We start from the raw sequence: 23,833 nt of genomic DNA, 5'->3' as shown, positions 1-23,833 counted from the left end.
ATATATAACCTTCTATTACGAAAATCAAAATTACGTTTACACGTTGCTAATAGTGGGAACTAAGTAAATATATTTTCTTCATGAAATGCCTTCACTTTTTCATAATTTTTCTTCCGGAAAGTATTTCCTTTAGAAAATCATTTGGTATAATCAACATATACAAATCAGGGAGGTTTTTCAAATGGCTAATCATTATAAAAGCATTGTGGTTGCAGTAGACGGTTCTAAGGAAGCTGAATACGCTTTTCGTAAATCAATTGACGTGGCGAAGCGTAATGAGGGTTCTGTATTAAATTTAGTGAATGTTATTGATACACGTTCATTCGCTGCGATTGAAGCATACGACCGTTCCATTGCAGAACGTGCTCAAGCATTCTCTGAAGAACTATTAAATGGTTACAAAAAGCAAGCTGAAGATGAAGGTATCGCAAACGTTAACCTAATCATCGAATATGGTTCTCCAAAAAATATTATTACTAAAGAGCTTTCTAAAATTGTAGACGCAGATCTAATCATTTGTGGTGCAACAGGTCTAAATGCAGTAGAACGTTTCCTAATTGGTTCAGTATCAGAAGCAATTGTACGTTCAGCTAATTGTGACGTTCTTGTAATCCGCACACCTGAAAACTAATCAGCAATACATAAAAAGGTATCCTACTGTAGGATACCTTTTTGAATTCTATGAGCAATTACTTGCCCTCTTTCCACATTTTCACTTTTTCAAAGAATAAAGCAAGTGCCTGTTTGTTTTGCATATTAGGTACTTTTGCTAAAAGCACTTCTTTAGGAGATTTACATTCCTTCGATTGTTTTTGCAAAATGACAATGCTCTTTTCTAATGATTTATTGGCAAACATGGATTCAGGTAGTTGAATAATCGCTTGAATCCAAGCATGCTTTTGAATGTACTTATGAAGTTGCTTAGACTGCTCTGAATCAAAAAGATGTGATGGCGCAAGGAAAAATAAATAGCCACCTTCCTTTGTATAATTCATAGATTGCTCAATAAATAAATGGTGGGCATAGCTCATTCCCTCAGGCGCGCACAATTCATACTCAAGGGCAATTTCTTCATTTGGATAATAGCCAACAGGTAAATCACATACTACTGCATCAACAGGATTTGCCAATAAATCTTGTAAGGCATCCTGACGATATAACGAAATCGGTTGCTCTGTTAAATCAGCTGTAGCTGCAGCCAAACGTATAAGTAGCTCATCTACCTCTACACCTGTAGCCTCCACTTTACCATCTAATAAATTCATAACTGTTAGTAGTAAATTTCCCGTACCTACTGCTGGATCCATAATCGAAATTTTGTCATGCTCAAGACGTTCAGCAAAGATTTGCTCAACAAAATAGCCCACTAGTAACCCTAACGTATCAGGTGTCATTTGATGGTTTGGTTGAGAACTTTTACGCATTCCTTTTAGAATGGCAATTTGAATAGCCTTGCGAATATCCTCTTTTGTCGCATCTTTTTGTGAGAAATCCACTTCGCCATCAAGCCATGCCTCTAGCCCATCTAGTAACCCCTCTAACAAAGTTGTATTGTGTTCTTTTTCGATTTTTTCAGCATGCTCATTTAGCATACCAAATAATTTCTCGATGTTTTCCATAGATAACTTCCTTTCAAGCAGAAAAGAGCCGTGACAAACACTCGTCACAGCCCCTTTGTCTAGTATTATCTTAGCCTAAAAGCAGGCCATTATGCTAGTGCTTTAACAGCTTCAATAGCCGCTTCATAGTTTGGATGGTCTGTTGCCTCAGATACATACTCAACATATGTTACTTTATTGTTTGCATCCACAACAAATACAGCACGTGTCAGAAGACGTAATTCTTGAATGTACACGCCATAAGCCTCACCAAATGAAAGGTCGCGGTGATCAGAAACCGTTTGAACAGCATCAATACCTGCTGCCCCACACCAACGTTTTTGAGCGAATGGAAGATCTACAGATACTGTATAAATCACTACATTATCACCTAAGTTAGCTGCTTCTTCATTGAAACGACGTGTTTGCGCATCACATACACCAGTATCTAATGATGGTACAACACTAAATAAACGAATTTTCCCCTCTGAATCTTTTAATGTTACAGGTGAAAGGTCATTCGCTAATACTGTAAAATCTGGTGCTGAATCGCCCACCTTTACTTCATTACCCACTAGTGTCACTGGACCATTTTTAAATGTTACTTGTGCCATATAAACGCCTCCTAATCTTCATATGTACATAATATTACTAAATGAAGGGAATTAATTGCAACTAAGATAGCTTACTTTATTCGAAGTGTGTAAGCTATCAATAGAAAAGACTGTCTCTTCGTTTGAGACAGTCTCTAGTTTATTGTTCATTTTTTTCTTCAAGTTTTTCTAGCTCAGGTTTTCCCTCTTGTTCAATAGAAGCTATATGCTCTTCCTTTTTCTCTATAAAAAGTGGTGCCAAATTCTTTTCAATATAGACTTTCTCATGGACCACTGTTGTATCGGCGAAATAATCATGCAACCCTTGATTGTCTGGCAAAATAACTACCAAAATATATAGAGGCATCACAATATTATTAATAATACGCCCAATCCATTCACGGAATAACACATCCGACCAAGTAAGGTTATCATGCTTTAATGAAATAACACGTAACCCAAATACCATCTTCCCTAGCGTTTGACCAAAAAATTTTGTCATAAGGACAAAATAACAGTAATAAAGAATCGCCGAAATAATGGAGATTGGGGCATACCAAACTGATTCTGATAAGGACCAATCCATTAAATAAAAGATAGGATTAATGAGTATTCCAACTACAGCAGATACAATAAATCCATCCAATAGAAATGCCCACAATCGAATCCAAAAGCCTGCCGTTTTTAATGTGTAGTTTTTTTGCCTTGTTGAATCTTCCGTGCCATTGTTAAAAAAGTCATTTTCCATTGAGGGTGAACCTTGCATAACAACTTCATTGTTTGTCATTGAACTCCCTCCTTAGTATTCCCCGTATAAATACATCATTTTAGGTGCATTGTAATCCGTCATAATTTTCATTAGCATTTTTTCCTCCGCAGAAGGACCAAACATAGAGCCAATTTTCATTCCGACAACAGATTGCCATCCGCCCATATCATAGGCATATTCAAACAATACAGCATCTTCTAGTCCAAAATCTGCGCGTAAAGCTGCAATGGCAGCTTCTTCGTCGCCAATTTCATCAACTAAACCTGCTTCAAGTGCTTTTGTACCGCCTAGGATACGACCATCCGCCACTTTCTTCACATCAGCTTCTGACATCTTACGGCCTTGTTCAACGATATCCACAAATTCTTCGTATGTTTCATTGATCATATCCTGCATCATCGCACGTTCCTCTGGTGTCACATCACGCATTGGACTTAGCATATCCTTATGCTCGCCAGATTTAAACGTTTCGAATTTGACACCTACTTTTTCAGCCAATGCTTGATAATTAATAGATTGCATGATTACACCAATCGAGCCTGTTATCGTATCACGATGGGCAAATATTTTATCTGCTGGAGCTGAAATATAATAACCACCAGATGCTGCCATCGAATCCATCGATACATAAATCGGAATTTGTCGTTCTTCTTTAATCTTCAATAGCTTTTTATAAATTTCAGCAGATTCTTTTACCCCTCCACCCGGAGAGTTAACACTTAAAACAATTCCTTGAATCGTATCATCGTACAAAATATTATCCAATTGTTCTAAGAAAAATTGATGATCATATGCAACAGGTTGCCATAGTGAACTTGATCCAATATCTTGGATTGTTCCATCTACCTTTAAATAGGCAATCCTTTTATCAAAATTATCTCCTTCAATTACATTTTCATATACATCTAGGTTATTTCCTGCCATTAAACTGTCAAAATTACCTAGGAAATCTGCTTTAAATAGTGCAAAAATGGTATTAATCCCTAATGAAAATAGTAAAAGAACACCTGCCACTATCAAAGCAACCCACCTTTTAACATTCATGTCTTTCCGCCTCCTTATCACGTAATACGTATGACTTGCTCGTTTGTTTCATTTTTTTGCAATAATATGCAAAAAGTTTTATTCTATTTATTTCCTCATAATACCTTACCTAAAAATAAAAAAAAAATCAAAGTTCATTTCTTTGCATGAACTTTGATTTTCGACATTATTTCCTAGGAAATGATTAATGTACAAGGTATTTTAATTCTTGTTGTCTTAATTCGACACGTCTAATTTTACCAGATGCAGTTTTGGGTAACTCTGTAACAAATTCAATAGCACGTGGATATTTATAAGGTGCCGTTAATGATTTCACATGATTTTGAAGGATTTGAATAAGCTCTTGATTACCATTGACACCATTATGAAGGATAATAAATGCTTTAACGATGTTCCCGCGAACCTTATCGGGGCTTGCAATGACAGCAACCTCTTTCACAGTCGGATGCTTCATCAACGCATCCTCTACTTCAAAAGGTCCAATTGTATAACCTGAGGAAATAATAACATCATCTCCACGGCCTTCAAACCAAAAGTAGCCGTCCGCATCTTTATAAGCTCGATCCCCAGTTATATACCAATCACCACGGAATTGTAAATTTGTACGTTCAGGATCATTTAAATATTTTTTAAAAAGTGCAGGTGTTTCTCGATGAACAGCAATATCACCAACTTCTCCTATAGCAACTGGCTCACCAAAATCGTCTATAATTTCAACGGTATTGCCTGGCGTAGGTTTGCCCATCGAACCAATTCTTGCCTCCATACCTACCATAGTCCCTACAAGAAGTGTATTCTCAGTTTGACCATAACCATCTCGAACTTGTAGATGGAAAGTGTCCCAGAATTTTTTAATGACTTCACTGTTCAACGGCTCACCTGCTGAAACAGCTTGTCGAATTGTGCTGATATCATACTCCTGTAAATTTCCAAGCGCTGCCATATAGCGATATTCAGTCGGTGTGCAACATAAGACATTCATTTTAAATTTTTCAAGCAACGCTAAATACGTTGCTGCATCAAACTTTCCTTTATAAACAAATGCAGTGGCACCGCTGCCTAAAATCGCGAGAAACGGACTCCAAATCCATTTTTGCCATCCTGGTGCTGCTGTTGCCCATACAATATCACTTTCTTCTACACCTAGCCAATGTGGGGCTGTTGTCCGTAAATGTGCATAGCCCCAACTATGTGTATGCACTGCAGCTTTCGGATTTCCTGTTGTGCCACTTGTATAAGCTAAAAAGGCATGGTCTGTACTTTTTGTTGGTGTAGAACTTATGTAAGTTGTTGGTTGCTTTCGCATTTTGTCTAATAACGGCTGCCATGGCTCATGTGCATTTCCGATAACAAATTGCTGTATATCTTGCAAATTTCCTACTTGATTAAATTGCTCAATATAAGGCTCAAAGGCTACAACTGCTTTAGCATCCGCATGATGAATTCGATACTCAATATCTTTAGTTCTTAGCATTTCAGAGCTTGGAATGATCGTTAAACCCGCTTTTAATGCAGCAATATAGACAATGTATGCTTCTACTGAGCGTGGTACCATTACTAAAATGACATCACCTTTAATTAATCCATTTTTTGTAAATACATGTGCCGCCTGATTTGCTCTTTCAAGTAAATGTGCATAGGTGATAAATTGTACATCAGAATGCTCATCATAAATAATCAATGCATTTTTAGTTAAATCTTTTGCATATTTTTCAAATTCATCTGTTATGTTATACCATTCTGGTGCTACTAATTCTTGTCTATTCATAGCAATTACCCCCTTTTGTTAAGACACATTATACTCCTTTCTTAGTATTTTCAATGGTTTACACTTGATTTAAGTAAAGTCATGACAACTATCATGCTTAGCTATATGGCATCAGTCACGTTTTGTCGATAGGAAAACTCGCTATTGAATACATATGAAAAGTATGGTACATTTTGGTCAACTAAAAGTAAGATTGCAGGGGGACTCATAAAGAGTTGAGAAGGTAAAACCTGACCCTTTGAACCTGTTAGTTAATACTGACGTAGGGAGCAATGAACATCGTTTTTTCAGATGAAAGGCTCTTTTTCGTGCGTTTTTACACAAAAAGGGCCTTTTTTGCATGCTTACGTCCACCCATAAAGGAGGACAAAAATGATTTTTCAAACAATTCGTCAACAGCAACCGCTTATTCACTGTATAACTAATTATGTCGTAGCTAATTTCCAAGCAAATGGCCTATTGGCATTAGGTGCCTCTCCTGTCATGGCTGATGATAGCCATGAGGTTGAGGAAATGGTCGCCATTGCAGACGCTCTTTTAATCAATATTGGTACACTAAATGATCGAACAAAAGAGTCGATGCTGTTAGCAGGAAAAAAAGCAAATTCCCTTGGCATTCCTGTTATATTAGATCCGGTTGGCGCAGGTGCCACAGTTTATCGCAAGGAAACCGTACACCTATTACTTACAGCGATACAATTTGCAGTCATACGCTGTAACAAAGGAGAGCTTGCGGCATTAGCCAATTTGGAATGGCAACAAAAAGGTGTTGATAGTGGTGAGGGATTTATTGCCATAGAGAAAGAGGCTACTTTATTGGCTCAACGCTACAACTGTATGGTCATTGTTACAGGCAAACATGATTTTATGACAGACGGTGTGCAGAGCCAATGGATTACTGGTGGAAATTCACAAATGACTGAAGTAACTGGTACAGGCTGTTTACTTAGTGCTATATGTGGAGCAGCCTACTCTGCAGGAGAAGATCCGTATAGCCAATTAGCGGAAACACTCACATACTACAAAAAAGCAGCTGAGTTAGCATCCGCATTTACAGAGGATATCGGGGATATTCAAATTGCTTTGCTTAATGCCTTACATCGTCTTTCAAAGGAGGGTGAGGCTTCATGCATATTGTAACGACAATTGCAGGCTCAGATAGTGGCGGTGGCGCTGGCATTCAGGCTGATTTAAAAACATTCCAGGAATTAGGGGTTTTTGGCACCTCAGTTATTACAGCTTTAACTGCTCAAAATACACTTGGTGTAACAGGGGTTTTCCCAATTGAAGTTGACTTTGTTGAAAAACAATTTCATGCATTAATAGAAGATTTTTCGATTGCTGCGATTAAAACAGGGATGCTTTATTCCTCGGAAATTATCCAAAGTATCGCACACATCATTGACGATTTAAAAATCCCACTGATTGTTGATCCAGTTATGATTGCAAAAGGTGGAGAAAGCTTATTACAACAAGAAGCTATCGAGGCCATGCGCATGTCTTTACTACCTCTTGCTACAATTGTGACACCAAATATACCGGAAGCAGAGGCACTTACAGGAAGAAAAATAAATCAATTCTCGGATATGGAGAAAATTGCTCAATGCTTTTTCCAACTAGGTGTTCAATGTGTCATCATTAAAGGTGGGCATCTACCCAATTCGTTAGATGCAATTGATTATGTATTTATAAAAAATGACAAATCCTTTTCCATGCAGTCTCCTCGTATTCCAACGAAAAACACACATGGTACAGGTTGTACATTTTCAGCAGCTCTCACTGCTTTTCTTGGTCAAGGGTTGACTATTGAAAAAGCTATTATCGAAGCTAAAAAATTTATACAATTAGCCATTATGCATGATTTAGCCATTGGTAATGGTCATGGCCCCACAAATCATTTTGCTTATCAGCTACATAAAGGTGCCTGCGAGGTGAAACTACTTGAAACGTGAAGATTTACAGCTTTATTTTATTATGGGTACAGGCAATGTTTCTCAACAGGAACCTTTAGCTGTACTCGAACAAGCGCTGCGGGCTGGCATTACTATGTTTCAATTACGTGAAAAGGGTCCTTTTGCATTAACAGGACTAGCTTATGAGCAATTTGCCCGTCAATGCCAAAAACGATGTCAACATTACCATGTGCCGTTTATTATCAACGATGATGTAGACCTTGCAGTTCGACTTGGTGCAGATGGTGTTCATATTGGCCAAGATGATGAACAGATTGCCATTGCACGTAAAAAAATGGCAAACCGGCTCCTTGGCGTTTCTGTACATTCACAGGAAGAACTACAAACGGCTATTGACCATCATGTGGACTATGTAGGAATTGGACCTATTTTTGCCACAACATCTAAAAGTGATGCACAACCACCATGTGGCACATATTTTTTACAGCAAGCTTCCAAATTACAACCTAACTTGCCCATTGTGGCCATAGGTGGAATAAATTGGACTAATGCTGATAGTGTTTTGCAAGCTGGTGCTGACGGAGTTGCTGTTATTTCTGCTATATGTGGCAGTAAGGATATTGAACAAACAGTATCCATGTTTAAGTCTTTATCTCGCATAAAAAAATGATTGATAAACAAACTAAAACCAGTGCCTTTTACGGTCACTGGTTTTGAGTTTATAAATGCTTAGTTAGCATTTATTAGTTGTTGTTGTTTGGCATACCTTTTAATTGAGATTCTGCCATTTGTACAAGACGTTTAGTGATTTCACCACCAACGGAACCGTTAGCACGAGCTGAAGCGTCAGCCCCTAATTGAACACCAAATTCTTGTGCAATTTCGTATTTCATTTGATCAAGTGCTTGTTGTACACCAGGTACTGCAAGCTGGTTTGAACTGCGGTTGTTGTTTGAAGCCATGTTTCTCACCTCCTTGTGAATATAGAATGTGCGTTATTAGATTTTTAATACAAAAAAAATAAAGGTAATATGTACCTCTATTGGCATATGGCTAACTATACAAAAAAACCGTCTCAAATAAGCTATTTGAGACGGTTTTTGAAATTCTGATTTATAAAAGATCAGCAAACTTATCTTGCTTTTTCTCTTCTTCTTTCTTAGGGAAAATATAGACCTCACGATTTTTGACCGCGCGTGCTATAAGTTCATCAAAATCAGAAAAACTTTCGTAATGCTCAACCTTTTCGAGCTTAGGCTTTGTTTTAGGACTAGCAGGCGTAAAGATTGTACAGCAGTCCTCAAAAGGCTGAATAGATGTTTCATATGTGTCGATTTGTTCAGCTAATTCGATGATTTCTAATTTATCTGATGAAATTAATGGTCGTAAAATAGGTGTATTCGTTACTGCATTTATTGCCGTTAAGCTTTCAAGTGTTTGACTTGCTACTTGTCCAAGACTCTCTCCTGTGACAATCGCAAGAGCACCTATTTCCTCTCGCACTTGATCAGCAACCTTCAACATCATACGACGAGTTGTTGTCATTGATACATTAGAAGGTACTTTTTCTTTAATCAGAACTTGTATTTCAGTAAAAGGAATAACATGCAATCGTATATTAGCTCCAAATTTAGTTAACTCATTTGCAAGCACTTTTACTTTTTCCAATGAATTTTGGCTTGTATAGGGCGGACTAAAAAAGTGAATGGCTTCTAAACGGACTCCGCGTTTCATCATTAAATAACCTGCAACTGGACTATCAATACCACCTGAAAGCATTAACAATGACTTCCCGTTTGATCCTACTGGCATTCCTCCTGCACCTGGAATGACTTGTGCCATCATATAGGTTGCATCATGGCGGACTTCTACACGTAACTCAATATCAGGTTGCTTCACTTTAACAGATAAATTATTAAATTGAGGTAAAACATATCCACCAATCTCCCGTTGAATCGCGTGTGATTCTAATGGGAAGGTTTTATCGGTACGTTTCACTTCCACTTTAAACGTATATGGCTTTTCTTTAAATGTCTCCATTATCGTAATCGCAAGTTTTTTCATACTTTCCATATCTTTTTCACATGCTGCAACAGGACTAAATGATTGAATACCAAAAATTTTAGGCAAACCTGTGACTAGTGTTTGCATTTGTGCTTCATCCTCTATCGCAATAAACATTCGATCACGCTCTGTACGAATATGGAGATGTCCTAAATCCGCAAAAGCATGACGGATATTTTCACGTAAACGACGGATAAAATCCATCTTGTTGCGACCTTTTGTAGAAAGTTCGCCGTATCTAATTAAAATTTCTTTCCAAATCATTACTTTATTTCTCCTTTAAGCTCTAGCATTACTTCTGCTAATACTTGTTTAAACTTTTCAATATCTTCGGTTGTGTTATGTGCACCAAAACTAATACGGATGACACCTTTTTTATAATGCTCATCTAGATGCAATGCTTCGACAACATGACTTGTTTTAGTTTGCTTCGAAGAACAAGCACTTGATGTTGATACAATAACGCCTCGTTTTTGCATCGCATTAATGATGACTTCTCCTTTTAAATCGCGAACACTGAAAGATAAAATATGTGACGCTCCCTGCGGAGTCGATAAAATATGAATAGCTTCTCCATATTCGTGTAGCTGCGCAAGTATTTCATCATGCCATTGACGATAATTTTTTGCATGGTCATTCATGGTTTCAACCGCAATACGAGCTGCCTTAGATAAAGCGACAGCTTGTGGAACAGCTACAGTCCCACTACGCAATCCAAATTCTTGGCCACCTCCAAGTGCATATGGCTGCCATCTTATCGCTTTACGAAATGCTAATACACCAGAGCCTTTAAAGCCATGAATTTTATGTCCTGAGATTGAAATACAATCCGGTCCCTCTTCACCCTTAAAGGATACAGCTAATTTTCCAAAGCTTTGTACAGCATCCACATGCAAGGCTGCCCGACTCATTTCATGGATTAATTTAGCAGCTCCCTCTATCGGTTGAATAGCACCCATTTCATTGTTTACATGCATCATACTTACTAAAATTGTATCTTTACGTATTTTTGCACGAAGTTCATCCAACGAAATAATACCATGCTGATCAACATTTAAATATTCCACGTCAAAGCCCTCTTTTGAAAGCTGTTTAACAGTCTCTAAAACAGAAGGATGTTCTATTTCAGACGTTAAAATATGTTTTCCTATATGTGTATTGCTACGTGCTATTCCAAAAATCGCCGCATTATTCGATTCCGTACCACCTGAAGTAAATAGCACATTTTTTGCTTCTGTTTGCAAAATATCTGCTACTTGCTCACGTGCACGCATTAATAAATCATTTGCTTCAACACCCATCGCATGGATAGATGCAGGATTGGCATAATACTGCTCATTCACAACCATAAACGCCTGTAGAACTTCTTTTAATGGCTTTGTTGTGGCACTATTATCTAAATAAATTGTATCGTTCATTATATTTTCACACACTTTCAAAACGTTGATGTAACGGTTTTTATCATAACGCAATCTGTGGAGATTGACCACTAACTTTAACGATAATTCATATTTTAATCATTAGAAAGGATCGCACTTACAATTTTTTTAACATCGTAATAAATTCCGTTGGTGTACTAAATTCGAGCTCTTTCACAAATCCTAATTTTTCATAAAGGCATATAGCTCTCTTATTGAATTGGGCGACTGTTAAACGGAGTGGCATAGAGTATTCTTGATGGATATTCTTGATGATAAATGAAAAGAATTTTGTACCAAAACCTTTTCCCGTTAGCGTTGGCTTCATGCCAATACCAATATCTATATACTCTTTTGAATAAGCGTTAAAATCATGTCCTTTTGGCACTTGGGCAGCTGACCCCGTGCAATAAAAACCGATTAATTCCTCATGCTCATTAATAATGGAAAAGTATGGATTGTCAAGAAATTCTCGCAAGGATTCCTCGGATAATTCATTATTATAAAAATCATAGGGCTCTTCGTATTGCCAACATATAATTTCCTGAGCATACGTTTCATTCATATTTCGAATTAATAGTTCCACCCGTATCACACCTTTTTCAAAATTTAAAAAGAAAGCTGTCTAAAAAGTAATTGCTATACTTTTTAGACAGCACAAATGTAGTTTTAATTTTTTGTCATAGACTGTTCTGCTACCATTTCTTGAATGCGTTTTAATGCACCTGGCTCCATTTCTTCCACTGCTGTCCCTGCTTCCTCTAATGCTTTGGAATAACGGAATTGATGGAATGCTTCCTCTGCCTCTTTTAAACGTGTATTTAATGTTGGATTGGATGCACGATGGCGATTACCATACTGAATAATGCGTTCAATGAGCATGACATTCTCTATTAATTCATGAGCTTTTGCTTTAACATCCTCTACACAAAGTGTCGCAGCATTTAAATTATTATGAACCGTTCCCATATTTAGCGGAACTTCCTGTAGACTTTGCATAACTACGTATATATGCTCTGCCGCTTCATCAAGTCGTGCGTCCATCTCCTCCGGGACTCCTGGAATATTCGCCTTATTTAGGAGACGATCTGTATCTTGTAATATTTTCTTTAAGTTTTCGACTTGAGCACGAGCCTTGTTTTCATCAATACGAAGTTTCTTCATTGTATTAGACAGATGACCTTGCTCTTCATGAATTCGTTCAAGCTCTTCACTTATTTCTATTAATTCTTCTTGCAAGCTTGAATACGCAGACTTTTCTTCTTTGACACGCATTGCTAATAAATCATAACGACGTTGCAGTGCTTCCAATTGCTTTAAAGCTGCTTTTGGAATTTCAGCATCCTTTTCGTTTAAGTGATAGCTTTGTTGTACATAGTTTGCCTCATCACTCACTGATTTTGTAGACGTTATAACATTTGTGATTGAGCTTAATAAACGCTCACAATTTTGATCCACATAATTTTTGGCAATAACCTCTTTTTCCAGTAAATCATAAAAATGATCAATTTCTTCATTTATTTCAGTTACGCGAGGTTTAACAACCATTAAATTTAGCTCTGCTAGGTCATTTTTTAACGAAGCAAATTCTTTTTCATAATTGTTTAATGCCTCTGCTAATTCTAAATGCTGCAGATAGTAGGATTGGTCTTCCATTTCACGTTGACCATTACGCAATTCCTGAACTGCTCCTGGGAGCTTAACTTGTAATTCCGTCAAAATTGTTGGGACATCATTAATATATTCGAATGTCTGCTGTGACTCTTGATTTAAGCTAATCACAATTTCTCTTGCTTGCAAGTAATTACCTTCATTCGTCAGAACATCAAATTTTTCAAATTTCTCAACAAATTCCTCTAGCTTTTTCTCCAGTGCAGGTAATGCTACACCAAAGGAATGCTGGTGTGCTAGCAATGTTTTTCTCGCAGAACGGTAATATTCCTTTAACTGTTCAATTTCAATTCTATTTTTTTCTTCGCTGCCAATTAATTCATTTAATTCCTCTAAAATTTTATCTTTATCTTGGTCACATTTTTCAATATAGTCTTCGATTTCACGTTCAATTAATGTCGCTTTTTTAAAACGAAGTCGATTAATTTGATCTTCTGCATCAAATAAAAGTGAATCGATTTTAGTCATATGTACATCGATGACTTCATCCCAAATATTGCGCCATCGTTCAAACATTTCTTCCGTTTCACCGTTCATGTTCAAAGATTTTACTTTTGAAATTTCTTCATTTATAGGTTTATGTTGTATTTGTAATTTTTCATTTTCAAGTTTTGCAATAATTGCAACATGTTTTCTTCGCATCATAAATCCTACTATGGCTAAAATTAATAGTAGGATAATCGGAATGATGATATACTCCATCGTAAGCCTCCTATTCTACAATAAACGAATTGGCTAGTTGTATTTATTATATACTATGTTTTCGCCTTTTGTACTAAAATTTAAGTGATTTTCAGAAAACTGTATTTTTGCTATTGTAAAATATTAAAATAGCGGTCTATAGATCTAAAGGAGTGGTACATTTTGAAACGTGATGGGCATATACATAGTCCTTATTGTCCACATGGCAGTTCGGACACGTTCATTCAATATATTGAAAAAGCAATTTCTCATAATTTCACAGATATAACGTTTACAGAACACGCCCCATTACCAGACAGTTTTATTGATCCTACCCCACAGCAAGATAGTGGGATGAAACCCGAGTATCTCATGCCATACATTGAAGAATTACAATGCCTGCAAAAACAATATGCCAATGATATTCGCATTCGTATCGGGTTAGAAGTTGATTATATCAAAGGTTTTGAACAAGAAACTCGTCATTTTCTTGATACATATGGACATTTTTTAGATGATGCCATCTTGTCAGTCCATTTTTTACAGTGGCAGGACATCTTTGAATGTATCGACTTCTCTCCTGAATGCTTTATCAATTTCTCTAAGAAAGTTGGCTCTGTTGAACAGGTATATCATTTATATTATGATACAGTCCTACAATCTATAAAGGCAGACCTTGGTCCCTATAAACCAAAACGGATTGGGCACCCAACACTTATTCATAAATTTCAGCTAGCACATCATGAGAAAATAAATGATGACACTCGAATTCACCAAGTTTTAGACATTATGAAGCAAGATGGCTATGAATTAGATGTAAATAGTGCCGGTTTAAGTAAGCAATTTTGTCAGGAGCCCTATCCACCATTTGCCTTTATCAATTATTGTCATGCTATTGAATTACCTTATGTATTTGGTTCAGATGCCCACTGTGTGGTAGATTTACATCAACATTATAATGTTATATTACCAATCTAAATAACTTTTAAACGAGGTGCTTATATGTTTACACAAATTAATTATGAAGGATCTATTGCTGACCAATATCTTACACTATCTAAGCAATTAGACGCACTACTAACGGGTGAAACAGATCAGATTGCAAATTTAAGCAATGCTTCTGCCATTCTAAATCAATTTTTAACAAATATTAACTGGGTCGGCTTCTATCTTTTACAAGAAGATGAGCTTGTACTTGGTCCATTTCAAGGTCTGCCTGCCTGTGTTAGAATTCCGATTGGCCGTGGAGTTTGCGGAACAGCAGTGGCAACAAAAGAAACGATTGTCGTCAAAGATGTTCACGATTTCCCTGGACATATCGCTTGCGATGCAGCTTCCCAATCTGAAATTGTCATACCATTAATGAAGCAAGGCGAGATTATTGGTGTACTTGATATCGATAGTCCTACAGTGAATCGCTTCTCTAAGGATGATCAAGATGGTTTAGAACAATTTGTTCAAACATTACTGCTTCATTTATAAGGTGCTAAAAAATTGCCCTGAAATGCATGGTCATTTCAGGGCAATTTATTTTATAGTACCATTTACATTAACTTCATCCATCTTATTGGTTTGTTTGAAAAGATCCATCATGGATGCAAAAACGATTTTTACCACTATTTTTTGCTTCATATAGAGCAGTATCGGCATGCAAGAAAACAGATTGGAATGCAGGTCGGTCTTGATCATTCCATGTAATGAGACCTGCTGAAATCGTTACTTGAGGGTCCGTGGCACTTGGAATTACTTCAACGATGGCTGCTGCTAATTCTAAAGCTTCTTTTTCACTTATATTAGGTACATATACAGACATCTCTTCGCCGCCCCATCTTGCACAAATCCCTCGACTACCTATTGTTTCCCTCAACTGAACGGCAATCTGCATAAGAATTTTATCACCTACTTGGTGACCATACGTGTCATTAATACGTTTAAAATTATCAATATCAATAAGTAAAAACATACCTGATTGATCATATTCAAGCGACTTTTCTACAAAATGATCTAGGTAACTACGTGCATACAGTTTCGTTAAATGATCCAAATCGACCATTTCCTGAAGCTGTGTTCGTAAAATAGAGTTTGCAATTGCTAAAGATGAGTGGTGGATTAATGACTGCATTAATTTAAAGCTATCAAACGAAAAGAAATACGGCTCTTTATGTAATACAATACTAAAGCCATTGATCTTTTCTTCCATTAGAATGGGGATGGCCATTATGGAACGATAATCAATTTGTTTAGAGGTTAATCGACTAAAATCAGCTATAAACAGCGGATCGTTAGTTTGAGTAAAATGTTGTTCAACATGCTTAATATATGTTTGACCCTCTTCAGAACTAAATAACGAAGTACTTGCCCCTGTTACTTCAAAGGTGTCATCTTTTTTAAATGCGAAGCAAACTTCCATTGGTTGAAAAGATTTTAGTAACTGCTTTTGTAGGAAAAGTAACATTTCATGAATGTCAATCCTCATATTTAAACGATGTGATGTTTCATTGATAAGTTGTAAGTCACTGACGAGGCGATGCGACTGATGATATAACTTTGCATTTTCTAGTGCATTCCCTGACGCCTGTGCAAGCATCCGTACAAAATCTTTTTCAGTCGTTGAAAAAAGGTAAGTAGTTGGAGCACTTACTTGTAAAATTCCATAAATTGCCTGCCTTCCTTTAATAGGTGCATTTAATAATCGGCAATTTAAATCACTCGCAAGTTCTGTTGTTAACTCTCCTGATACAAAAGCCTCAATAGTTGTAGGTCTTTCGGATAAATAATCAAAAAGCTTAATATCGATGGTCGTGTGTCGGTCTTGATCATTCGATAATATAAGCTCAACATTAAATTCCGGGAAGTTATCCCTTATATTTTTTAATACATTTTCTAAAATTAAATCAATATCCATTGTTGAATGAAATAAATCAGTCATGTTATATAGTTTTCTATATTGGTCTTCATTTATTTTTACATCTAAATTATCTCTCATCATTTGAAGAACTTGAGAAAGTATTTCTATACATTTTTCGCCGTAATCTGAGGTCATAAAGTCTGTCCAAGACTCTGTTGCCTCCACAAGTAATACACCAATGGGATTATTGCCCTCTGCTTGGAAAAGCACCATATCTGTCATCATTGAATAGGCCTGTCTTGCCTTTAATATATAAGGAATTTTCACTACTTTTTGTTGATAAAAACTAGCTTCGATCATCAGCCATGACACAGCATTTAGCTTTGTTTCAATTGTTAATGAAGCCATCTCCTCAATAGGTATTAAAGAATTACCTTCAAAACTAAGAAAAGCTGCATTATCAATTTCCAAGTGTTTCTTAAGACACTGTTTTAATGAATAAAAATACCCATTAAAACTAGCTTGTTCTTCATTAGAACTCACCCAAAAGCTCAAAACATCAGATTTTATATATTTTAGCGTTTGTAAATGGTCTGTCATGAAATCACCTTTTCTATATAACGTCCAAATCAATTACTATTAACTTATAATATATTATACATAATTTGTGTCATTTTGACTATGTAAATTCTCCCTTACTTTTACATTTTAGATTTTACAGCGTATCTTTAACTATTTCTGACACATTAGGAATGTACAGAGAGGAATTTTCTACTATACGCCTATTATAAAATTTTAAATACTAATAATTGACGTACATGTCCTAAGCAGTTACAATGGAGGTTGTGTAAAATAAACGCAGCAGTGGTATAAGCTTATATTGTATTTTATTCCTCTATTTTCTTCTGTACAACTACTTAGATAGTCAACTATTTTAAAAATAGATGGTGTATTGCGTAACCTAACGGCTGCATAGGCGAAAATACATGAAAATAAAATACGTGTAAGAATGGGTACTACTGGTTTTTGTTTTACAACAAAAAAACCAAATTTAAAGGAGGAGACAACAATATGTCTCGTTATACAGGTCCATCTTGGAAATTATCACGTCGCCTTGGTATCTCACTAAGCGGTACAGGTAAAGAAATCGAAAAACGCCCTTACGCACCAGGTCAACACGGTCCAAACCAACGTAAAAAATTATCAGAATACGGTTTACAACTTCAAGAGAAGCAAAAACTTCGTCACATGTACGGCATGAACGAACGTCAATTCCGTACATTGTTTAACCGCGCTGGTAAAATGAAAGGTGTACACGGTGAAAACTTCATGATCCTTCTTGAAACTCGCCTTGACAACTTAGTTTACCGTTTAGGTTTAGCTCGTACTCGTCGTGGAGCTCGTCAATTAGTTAACCACGGTCACATCTTAGTAGATGGCAAACGCGTTGATATCCCATCATTCAGTGTTAAACCAGGTCAAACGATTTCTCTTCGTGAAAAATCTCAAAACCTTGCTGTTGTAGGTGAAGCAATCGAAGTAAACAACTTCGTACCTGACTACTTAACATTTGACGCTGACAAAAAAGAAGGTACATTCACTCGCCTTCCAGAGCGTTCTGAGTTATCAGCTGAAATCAACGAATCATTCATCGTAGAGTACTACTCTCGTTAATTTTTTTTATTTGTTAATCTACGATTTTATAAAACCCCGAAACAAGGTAAACCCTTTTGTTTCGGGGTTTTTGCTTTATTTTAATTAATTTTCACCTACAACAATCTATGATTATTTTTGATTTTAATTGGGGGTGCCCTGGGGACAACGAAAAATTCTAAATAATATCGGGTAGATGTATTTAATTTAATCATCGAAATTAAAAATCACTCACTATTTACAGATGAGTGATTTTTAATAATCTTGTTTAATACTTACAACACCTACCAGTATTGATATAATTTTATTGTATTACCAACAAGATATTATTAGGAAGGAATGAAAATTATTTCTGCAACAACAAGTTGGAAAAGAGCAACTTTTGGCATTCCAGAAAAAATCATTACCCAGATGTGTGATTTTTTAATACACATAATTTCAGTTATTACTGACAAAGCATTCCAATATTGATATAATCTAATAGTACTATCAACATATACAAAGGAGACTATTTTACATGAAAAAACCTTTCTACAAAAAATGGTGGTTTATTTTAATTGTTGCCATCATTGTAATCGGCGCCATTGGTAATATGGCAGGAGGCAATGATACAACAAAGGAGAAGGATTCTAAAGATAAAGTTGAGACTTCTGCAAAAGCGCCAGAAACTAAAGATTCAACAAAAGATGATGAAAAAGCTAAAGAAAAAGAAGAGATTGCTGTAATTAATACTCCTTTAGAAGTTGGAGATGCAGTGTTTACTCTAAATGGAGTTAGTTTAACAGATCAAGTAGGGCCCTCTGTATTACCTACAAAAGCAAGTGGTACATATGTTGTGTTAGATGTTACTTACAAAAACAATGGAAATAAAGCTGTAACAATTGATGCTAGTTTCTTCAAATTAAAACGTGGTGAAAAAACATATGAATCCGATAGTGTTGCTAGCATGTCAGCAAACCAAGGTGAAGATGGTAACATTCAAAATAGCTTCTTCTTACAAGAAGTAAACCCTGACATGGAGATTAAAGGTAAGGTTGTATTTGACCTTGCTCCAGAAGTAGCAGAAGCAACTGATTTACAACTGCAAGTACAAACAGGTATTTTCGGTACTGAAACAGGTATGATTAATCTAAGACATTATTAAAGTCACTCAAATGAGTGACTTTTTTTAGTTCATATTTAGTTTTTATCTAAAATTCTTCCACTAGCAGTCCATTCGTACTCACCTTCACCAGACATTATATGTCGTAATTTTAATAATTGTTCAATTACTACATCTAAACTCTCGACTTTATTAAAACCAAGTGTAACAGGAGCATCATTTAAATTTAACATTTTAGTAGCTTCTAATTTCGTTCCAACAGGTTCTGGGTCAATTTTAGTAAATTGAATAGCTCCGGAATCTCTCTCCTTACTACAACTAACACTAACACATATATCTCCTTTTCCGAATAATATTTGAACAGAACTATTGTTTAGTATTGGCATGACAAATGCTCCCTTATTTCTTAATTTGATTATTTACCTTTGAATTTAAATGCATAACACCACTATTTCTATCCAAATACCGGTTTACATTTTCTTCTTTTAAAAAATGGTCAATTGCATACTCAATTTCCCATTCTTGAATATCCCGATAGGGATTAGAAACACTTGCATGGCCTGACTTTTCACTTTCACTATGTATAATTACCGTACCTTTATGTTCGTATATCCTTACAATAACATCATCAAAAAAAGCGTTAGATATTTTTTCAACTAAATCTGGCCTACCCTTTGTTATTTCTTGAAAATTTCTTTTATTTGATAATGTACTTTTAAAATTTACCAAAGCCATTTTAACCTCTCCTTTAACAGAACGATTGTTTGCATTCAAAATAGAACAAACGTTTGTAGTTAGGCAATGAACTGATTTAGACAGTTCAACAATATTGTCGCCATATTGGTATACGAAATCATTATCTGGACCAAGCATTTTACTGAAATGAATGTTGCTGTTTGATGTGATCTCATAATGCAAATGCTCAAAAAATATCAGAGCTGGTGTAAACAACTTTTCCTATATAACGGACAGAAATTAAAAGAAGATGATTTTGTGTTTATTTCTTATCAAACCAAAGAACCGTTTGCCGATAACAGTTTGCACTATGCTTTTCATCGAGTGAAGGAAAGAACAGGAATAACTTCTCCATTTACACCCCATGTGTTTAGACATACTCACGCTACGCTATTATTACTTTCGGCTAAAGTCGATGTCACTGTGGTAGCTGATCGATTAGGTAATACACCAAAAGTAGTTTGGGAAACGTATGCACATGTACTCGAAGAAGCAAAATTAGAAGTGGTCGAAATCTTCAGTAAAGCTGTAAAATTTTAGGGCATTTTTGCTTATTTTGAGGCACTTTGGGGGCATTACTGGGGGCACCTTGTTTTAAAAGTGGGTTAAAGCCTTGATACCACTAGTTTCATAGAATCGTAGATTACTTCTCTCGTTAATTTTTTAACGGTAGAATTCTTCGGATTCTTAAACCCTGTAACCTTGGTTGCAGTCCAGTCGCTTATCGATAAAAGAAAAACCAGAATGGATTTCTCCATTCCGGTTAAAGTCATACTTTCAGGGTTCACTATAAAATAAATGGCTTGATTACAAATTTATCTTTCCAACCATTTTTTAATTATAATCGCTCTAAATCTTGGTATTCTTTCATATAAGGCCCATCCTCTGCAACAAATGAATGGTACAAAGCCTTTACAGCAAAATTTTTCTCTAAACCCATTTCAGATTTTAGCTTTTTTAATTCATCATGCAACGCCCGATGTTCATTGATAAGCTTTAGCATAATTGATTTATTATATTTCATTACATCCATCCTTTTGTTTAAGTACAACTTTAAAATAGTTAAATTTTGTTTCTTGGTACTGCATTTAATCGATTGTTTTTCCTTCTAAATACGCATTAATGCACCATTAGGTTTTGGTAATTCTTGAGCTGATATCTGATTCATTTTACAAAAATGTTGAAAAAATTGTTGTGCCTGCTCTCGTTCATTTGGGTCACTTTTCAACGACATAATATCAAGTAAAATTTGAGCCATCCATAAATTTTCAAAATAACGGTATTTACCTGTATTCCATGTCATTTTTTCAGGAGATTTTTCATTTAAATAATATTTCCAGAAAAGTAACTGATCCGATTCCTGTTCTGTAAGTTGAATTCTGTATATTGAATGAGCAGGAATATATCCATCTTCACAAATTTTACCAACAAAATCTTCTTTCACCATATAGACACCTAAGATACGTCTGTCTTTTTCAAGCTTGCTGGAATCTACTGCTGTTAATAACACAGCGCTATTTGGATGCAAGCGGCTCGGCTTGTTTGGTTTTCCTTTGTTATTACCACTTTTTAATACTCCCGAAAAAACTTTCCACTCTGAAAAAGAAGTATTCTGTTCTTCTGTATCACACCAAAAAACCATTTGTGATGAGGGATGAAGTTTATGGTTTTTCATAAGTTTTTCATGTTCCAAGCGAAGTGCCAGTTTTTTTCGTTGGAGATTTTTTTCCTCTTCCTTCTTCAATTCCTCCTCTTTTCGTTCATTTTCCTTTTTTTGTATAATCTCTTCAAGTGACTTAGCATCACTTTTATCATGTAGCTTTAGATGCGTTCCAAATACATCAGGGAAAACAAACTTTTTATTTTCAGATGCGAAATGTATTTCAATACTAGAATCATTATGCTTAACGATACTACCTACGCCAAAACGCTTGTGCGTAACTTTCTTATTGATTAGATTCATTATTCTAGTCCTCCTTATGGAATAAAAACTCGGTTACTATTAGATAATAAATTAATAATTATTCAACTAACTTCCTTAAAAGCTCACATAACTGTTTTGATTTTTTCTTTAGCTTAAAAAAGATATTAAAAAAGTATCCAAATTCAATCTGTAAAAAAGGACATCGGATTTCGGAAATACGATTTCAAAAAATAATTATAAGACTATTATAACATTTTTTGAAAATTTCACAAATTTATTATTGACAATACATTTTATCATAAGGTAAAATTATAAATTATTCTCTGAATCACTTTAAAATAAAGGCCTCCAACAAGTCCCGAAACTTCTGGAAAATGCCCGTATCTTGTGATCAACACCTCCCTGTAAAAGAAAACGAATAGTCTAAGGAAATGACTCCACAATTATGTACCATATAAAAAGACCCCAATTTTGCAAAAGGCTATTGCAAAAATTAGGGTTAGAATTTGTTTAAACCAAGCTTATCACATTTCTCAAAATTAGATAGCCGCTCATTTACTTGTTGTCTGTCTGTTTACACTACTGTAAATTTCTATTTGTAAATATCATTCCCCCTATACTCTCCTACGTGTTTACATCCATTTTTAGACTGCACTGTCTGTGGATCTTCCCATTTGTAAATGTTTATATGTTAACCTCGATTTATACATCATGGTTTCAGGTATTTTTTCACCCTTTAATCATAATGATCCTAATTCCTATGAACAATAATTCGAACCTACATTTTTTCCACTTTTAATCATTAGCGCAGAAACTAAGCCAATACTAAGTGTTGCAGCAAGAAGAAGGAAGGCTACAGTAAAGCTACCAGTTTGGATTAAATAAACAGATATGAAAGGTGCAACACTTGTTCCAGCAAATAAAATGACTGTATACATAGAGACTGCAATCCCTCCCATATTCCAGCCTAACTGACTAACAAGTGTTACTAATGATGGAACCGCCAGTGCAATCCCACCGACAAATAAAATACTAATGATCGTTAAACCAGCTATAGTTGAAACAAAGCTCATCATGGTTAGTGAGATAATCGAAAGACATAAGGCCATTTTTAATACAAATAACACATTAAAACGCTTCGCTAATTTACCAGCAAATGGTGACATCACCATTCCTACTATCCCAAAGGCACGAATATAAATGAGGTTCTGACCTTTCATACCGAAGGAATCACTCGTTAAATATGCACCTAAAATAATGTACATACTGACAAATGACATTAATAATACAAACGCAATGATATAACTAAATATCAAATTTCTATTAGTAAAAATTATACCGATTCTCTTCAGAGGAGCCCATATATTTTTAGATTCGTTCTGAAGTACTCCCTTCGGTAAGATCCACACAACCAACAAAGCAGTTATCAGATACACCGCAGCAAGCACATAAAATATGACGTGCCAATGACTATGGTCACTTACATATCCACTAAACACCTGCCCAACTATACCCGCTACAAGAAATCCCGTACTGATAAAACCAATTGCCCCAACCTTTCGATCATTAGGAAAAATCTCAAGAGTATAAGCAAGTGCTACTGGTGAAAATGTTGCTGCCGCAAGCCCTTGTAATCCTCTCAATAAAAGAATAAAAGAAAAATCATTAACTAAACCTAGAAGTAACGTTATCATGCTTAATGAAAAAAGCCCGAATACAATGACATTTTTACGACCATATTTTTCTGATATCGCACCATAGAAAAAACAACCTAGTGCAAAACCAAGTGAAAAAACACTTGATGTAAAGCCTGCTTTAGCCAATGAGATATTAAAATAATCACTGAATAAACTAATCAGAGGTATTGTTAAATAGAGACTCGACATCACTACCATACCTGTCCAGGATAAAATAGTTGTCATTAAAGCATAATTTGCGCGATTACCTGAAATTACAATATTCATTAAATAATTCACCCTTTTTAGTTTGATTAACTTATAGTTAGATAATCTAATTAAATGATTGAAAATTAAACTGTACCAACATAGCTAC

Annotated in this window: 25 protein-coding genes and 1 riboswitch; of the genes, 9 read left to right on the top strand and 16 right to left on the bottom strand. The window is 35.6% G+C overall.

Going from position 1 to position 23,833, the window contains the following annotated elements; all coding sequences use genetic code 11:
• The first annotated feature begins 181 nt into the window (after positions 1-181).
• A complete protein-coding gene (locus B3D94_RS08160; RefSeq protein ID WP_008176818.1) occupies positions 182-631 on the top strand; it encodes a universal stress protein in 450 nt (149 codons plus the stop codon).
• 58 nt (positions 632-689) lie between these two features.
• Here the strand turns inward: B3D94_RS08160 and B3D94_RS08155 are convergent, their stop codons facing one another.
• The 5 genes from B3D94_RS08155 to mbcS all read right to left on the bottom strand — a co-directional run bounded on the left by B3D94_RS08155 (position 690) and on the right by mbcS (position 5,772).
• Complete coding sequence (locus tag B3D94_RS08155) at positions 690-1,619, bottom strand: class I SAM-dependent methyltransferase (RefSeq protein WP_069482328.1); 930 nt, start codon at positions 1,617-1,619, stop codon at positions 690-692.
• An 89-nt stretch (positions 1,620-1,708) separates the two neighbouring features.
• Positions 1,709-2,212 (bottom strand): thiol peroxidase, encoded by a 504-nt coding sequence (gene tpx, locus B3D94_RS08150; RefSeq protein ID WP_069482329.1) that lies wholly within the window; start codon positions 2,210-2,212, stop codon positions 1,709-1,711.
• Between the two features lie 139 nt (positions 2,213-2,351).
• A complete protein-coding gene (locus B3D94_RS08145) occupies positions 2,352-2,978 on the bottom strand; it encodes an RDD family protein (protein ID WP_291756447.1) in 627 nt (208 codons plus the stop codon).
• A 12-nt stretch (positions 2,979-2,990) separates the two neighbouring features.
• The gene (sppA, locus tag B3D94_RS08140; RefSeq protein WP_291756445.1) at positions 2,991-4,004 is read right to left on the bottom strand and encodes a signal peptide peptidase SppA; all 1,014 of its coding nucleotides are present in this window, start codon (positions 4,002-4,004) and stop codon (positions 2,991-2,993) included.
• Positions 4,005-4,188: 184 nt separating this feature from the next.
• Entirely contained in the window at positions 4,189-5,772 is a 1,584-nt protein-coding gene (gene mbcS / locus B3D94_RS08135; protein ID WP_291756443.1) for an acyl-CoA synthetase MbcS, read from the bottom strand.
• A gap of 187 nt (positions 5,773-5,959) precedes the next feature.
• Positions 5,960-6,058, top strand: a riboswitch (TPP riboswitch).
• An 86-nt stretch (positions 6,059-6,144) separates the two neighbouring features.
• On the opposite strand from mbcS, the gene thiM reads away from it, so the two are divergent.
• The 3 genes from thiM to thiE are packed head-to-tail and all read left to right on the top strand — an operon-like array spanning position 6,145 to position 8,355.
• Entirely contained in the window at positions 6,145-6,912 is a 768-nt protein-coding gene (gene thiM, locus B3D94_RS08130; RefSeq protein WP_291756441.1) for a hydroxyethylthiazole kinase, read from the top strand.
• On the top strand, positions 6,900-7,724 hold the full coding sequence (thiD, locus tag B3D94_RS08125; protein WP_069482334.1) for a bifunctional hydroxymethylpyrimidine kinase/phosphomethylpyrimidine kinase: 825 nt from the start codon (positions 6,900-6,902) through the stop codon (positions 7,722-7,724). The genes thiM and thiD overlap by 13 nt, the downstream gene beginning before the upstream one ends.
• Positions 7,714-8,355 (top strand): thiamine phosphate synthase, encoded by a 642-nt coding sequence (gene thiE / locus B3D94_RS08120; protein ID WP_069482335.1) that lies wholly within the window; start codon positions 7,714-7,716, stop codon positions 8,353-8,355. Before thiD ends, thiE begins: the two co-directional genes overlap by 11 nt.
• Before the next feature lie 73 nt (positions 8,356-8,428).
• Here the strand turns inward: thiE and B3D94_RS08115 are convergent, their stop codons facing one another.
• The 5 genes from B3D94_RS08115 to ezrA form a co-directional block, all read right to left on the bottom strand.
• On the bottom strand, positions 8,429-8,647 hold the full coding sequence (locus B3D94_RS08115; protein ID WP_008176803.1) for an alpha/beta-type small acid-soluble spore protein: 219 nt from the start codon (positions 8,645-8,647) through the stop codon (positions 8,429-8,431).
• Positions 8,648-8,798: 151 nt separating this feature from the next.
• Positions 8,799-10,013 (bottom strand): tRNA uracil 4-sulfurtransferase ThiI, encoded by a 1,215-nt coding sequence (gene thiI / locus B3D94_RS08110; protein ID WP_291756435.1) that lies wholly within the window; start codon positions 10,011-10,013, stop codon positions 8,799-8,801.
• Complete coding sequence (locus B3D94_RS08105) at positions 10,013-11,167, bottom strand: cysteine desulfurase family protein (RefSeq protein ID WP_069482337.1); 1,155 nt, start codon at positions 11,165-11,167, stop codon at positions 10,013-10,015. Before B3D94_RS08105 ends, thiI begins: the two co-directional genes overlap by 1 nt.
• Positions 11,168-11,285: 118 nt before the next feature.
• Positions 11,286-11,753 (bottom strand): GNAT family N-acetyltransferase, encoded by a 468-nt coding sequence (locus B3D94_RS08100; protein WP_069482338.1) that lies wholly within the window; start codon positions 11,751-11,753, stop codon positions 11,286-11,288.
• Between the two features lie 83 nt (positions 11,754-11,836).
• Positions 11,837-13,540 (bottom strand): septation ring formation regulator EzrA, encoded by a 1,704-nt coding sequence (gene ezrA / locus B3D94_RS08095; protein ID WP_291756430.1) that lies wholly within the window; start codon positions 13,538-13,540, stop codon positions 11,837-11,839.
• Between the two features lie 162 nt (positions 13,541-13,702).
• Here ezrA and hisJ point away from each other — a divergent pair, with 162 nt between their 5' ends.
• Positions 13,703-14,497, top strand: coding sequence for a histidinol-phosphatase HisJ (gene hisJ, locus B3D94_RS08090; protein WP_291756428.1), 795 nt, complete (start codon positions 13,703-13,705; stop codon positions 14,495-14,497).
• A 24-nt stretch (positions 14,498-14,521) separates the two neighbouring features.
• A complete protein-coding gene (locus B3D94_RS08085; protein ID WP_069482341.1) occupies positions 14,522-15,001 on the top strand; it encodes a GAF domain-containing protein in 480 nt (159 codons plus the stop codon).
• Positions 15,002-15,083: 82 nt separating this feature from the next.
• Here B3D94_RS08085 and B3D94_RS08080 read toward each other — a convergent pair whose 3' ends face one another.
• Positions 15,084-16,967 (bottom strand): sensor domain-containing diguanylate cyclase, encoded by a 1,884-nt coding sequence (locus tag B3D94_RS08080; protein WP_069482342.1) that lies wholly within the window; start codon positions 16,965-16,967, stop codon positions 15,084-15,086.
• Between the two features lie 471 nt (positions 16,968-17,438).
• Between B3D94_RS08080 and rpsD the strand changes: the two genes are divergently transcribed.
• Together rpsD and B3D94_RS08070 are read left to right on the top strand one after the other, a co-directional pair.
• Positions 17,439-18,041 (top strand): 30S ribosomal protein S4, encoded by a 603-nt coding sequence (rpsD, locus tag B3D94_RS08075; protein WP_008176787.1) that lies wholly within the window; start codon positions 17,439-17,441, stop codon positions 18,039-18,041.
• A gap of 496 nt (positions 18,042-18,537) precedes the next feature.
• Positions 18,538-19,164 (top strand): DUF4352 domain-containing protein, encoded by a 627-nt coding sequence (locus B3D94_RS08070; RefSeq protein ID WP_069482343.1) that lies wholly within the window; start codon positions 18,538-18,540, stop codon positions 19,162-19,164.
• A 35-nt stretch (positions 19,165-19,199) separates the two neighbouring features.
• On the opposite strand, the gene B3D94_RS08065 is transcribed toward B3D94_RS08070, so the two are convergent.
• Together B3D94_RS08065 and B3D94_RS08060 are read right to left on the bottom strand one after the other, a co-directional pair.
• On the bottom strand, positions 19,200-19,508 hold the full coding sequence (locus B3D94_RS08065) for a hypothetical protein (protein WP_069482344.1): 309 nt from the start codon (positions 19,506-19,508) through the stop codon (positions 19,200-19,202).
• Between the two features lie 13 nt (positions 19,509-19,521).
• The gene (locus B3D94_RS08060) at positions 19,522-19,857 is read right to left on the bottom strand and encodes a DUF1827 family protein (protein WP_069482345.1); all 336 of its coding nucleotides are present in this window, start codon (positions 19,855-19,857) and stop codon (positions 19,522-19,524) included.
• 177 nt (positions 19,858-20,034) lie between these two features.
• Between B3D94_RS08060 and B3D94_RS08055 the strand changes: the two genes are divergently transcribed.
• Positions 20,035-20,397, top strand: a complete 363-nt coding sequence (locus tag B3D94_RS08055; protein ID WP_069482346.1) for a tyrosine-type recombinase/integrase — start codon at positions 20,035-20,037, stop codon at positions 20,395-20,397.
• A gap of 298 nt (positions 20,398-20,695) precedes the next feature.
• Here the strand turns inward: B3D94_RS08055 and B3D94_RS08050 are convergent, their stop codons facing one another.
• From B3D94_RS08050 to B3D94_RS08040, 3 genes are all read right to left on the bottom strand, one after another.
• On the bottom strand, positions 20,696-20,881 hold the full coding sequence (locus B3D94_RS08050; RefSeq protein ID WP_069482347.1) for a hypothetical protein: 186 nt from the start codon (positions 20,879-20,881) through the stop codon (positions 20,696-20,698).
• An 84-nt stretch (positions 20,882-20,965) separates the two neighbouring features.
• Positions 20,966-21,820 carry a malate synthase gene (locus B3D94_RS08045; RefSeq protein WP_069482348.1) on the bottom strand — a complete coding sequence of 285 codons (855 nt, stop codon included), beginning with the start codon at positions 21,818-21,820 and terminating at the stop codon, positions 20,966-20,968.
• A 719-nt stretch (positions 21,821-22,539) separates the two neighbouring features.
• Complete coding sequence (locus tag B3D94_RS08040; protein WP_291756408.1) at positions 22,540-23,745, bottom strand: MFS transporter; 1,206 nt, start codon at positions 23,743-23,745, stop codon at positions 22,540-22,542.
• Between the last annotated feature and the right edge of the window lie 88 nt (positions 23,746-23,833).

This window comes from Lysinibacillus sp. UBA5990 (assembly GCF_002429815.1).
Taxonomy (GTDB): Bacteria; Bacillota; Bacilli; order Bacillales_A; family Planococcaceae; genus Lysinibacillus; species Lysinibacillus fusiformis.
This window is presented reverse-complemented; position numbering and strand designations above follow the sequence as displayed.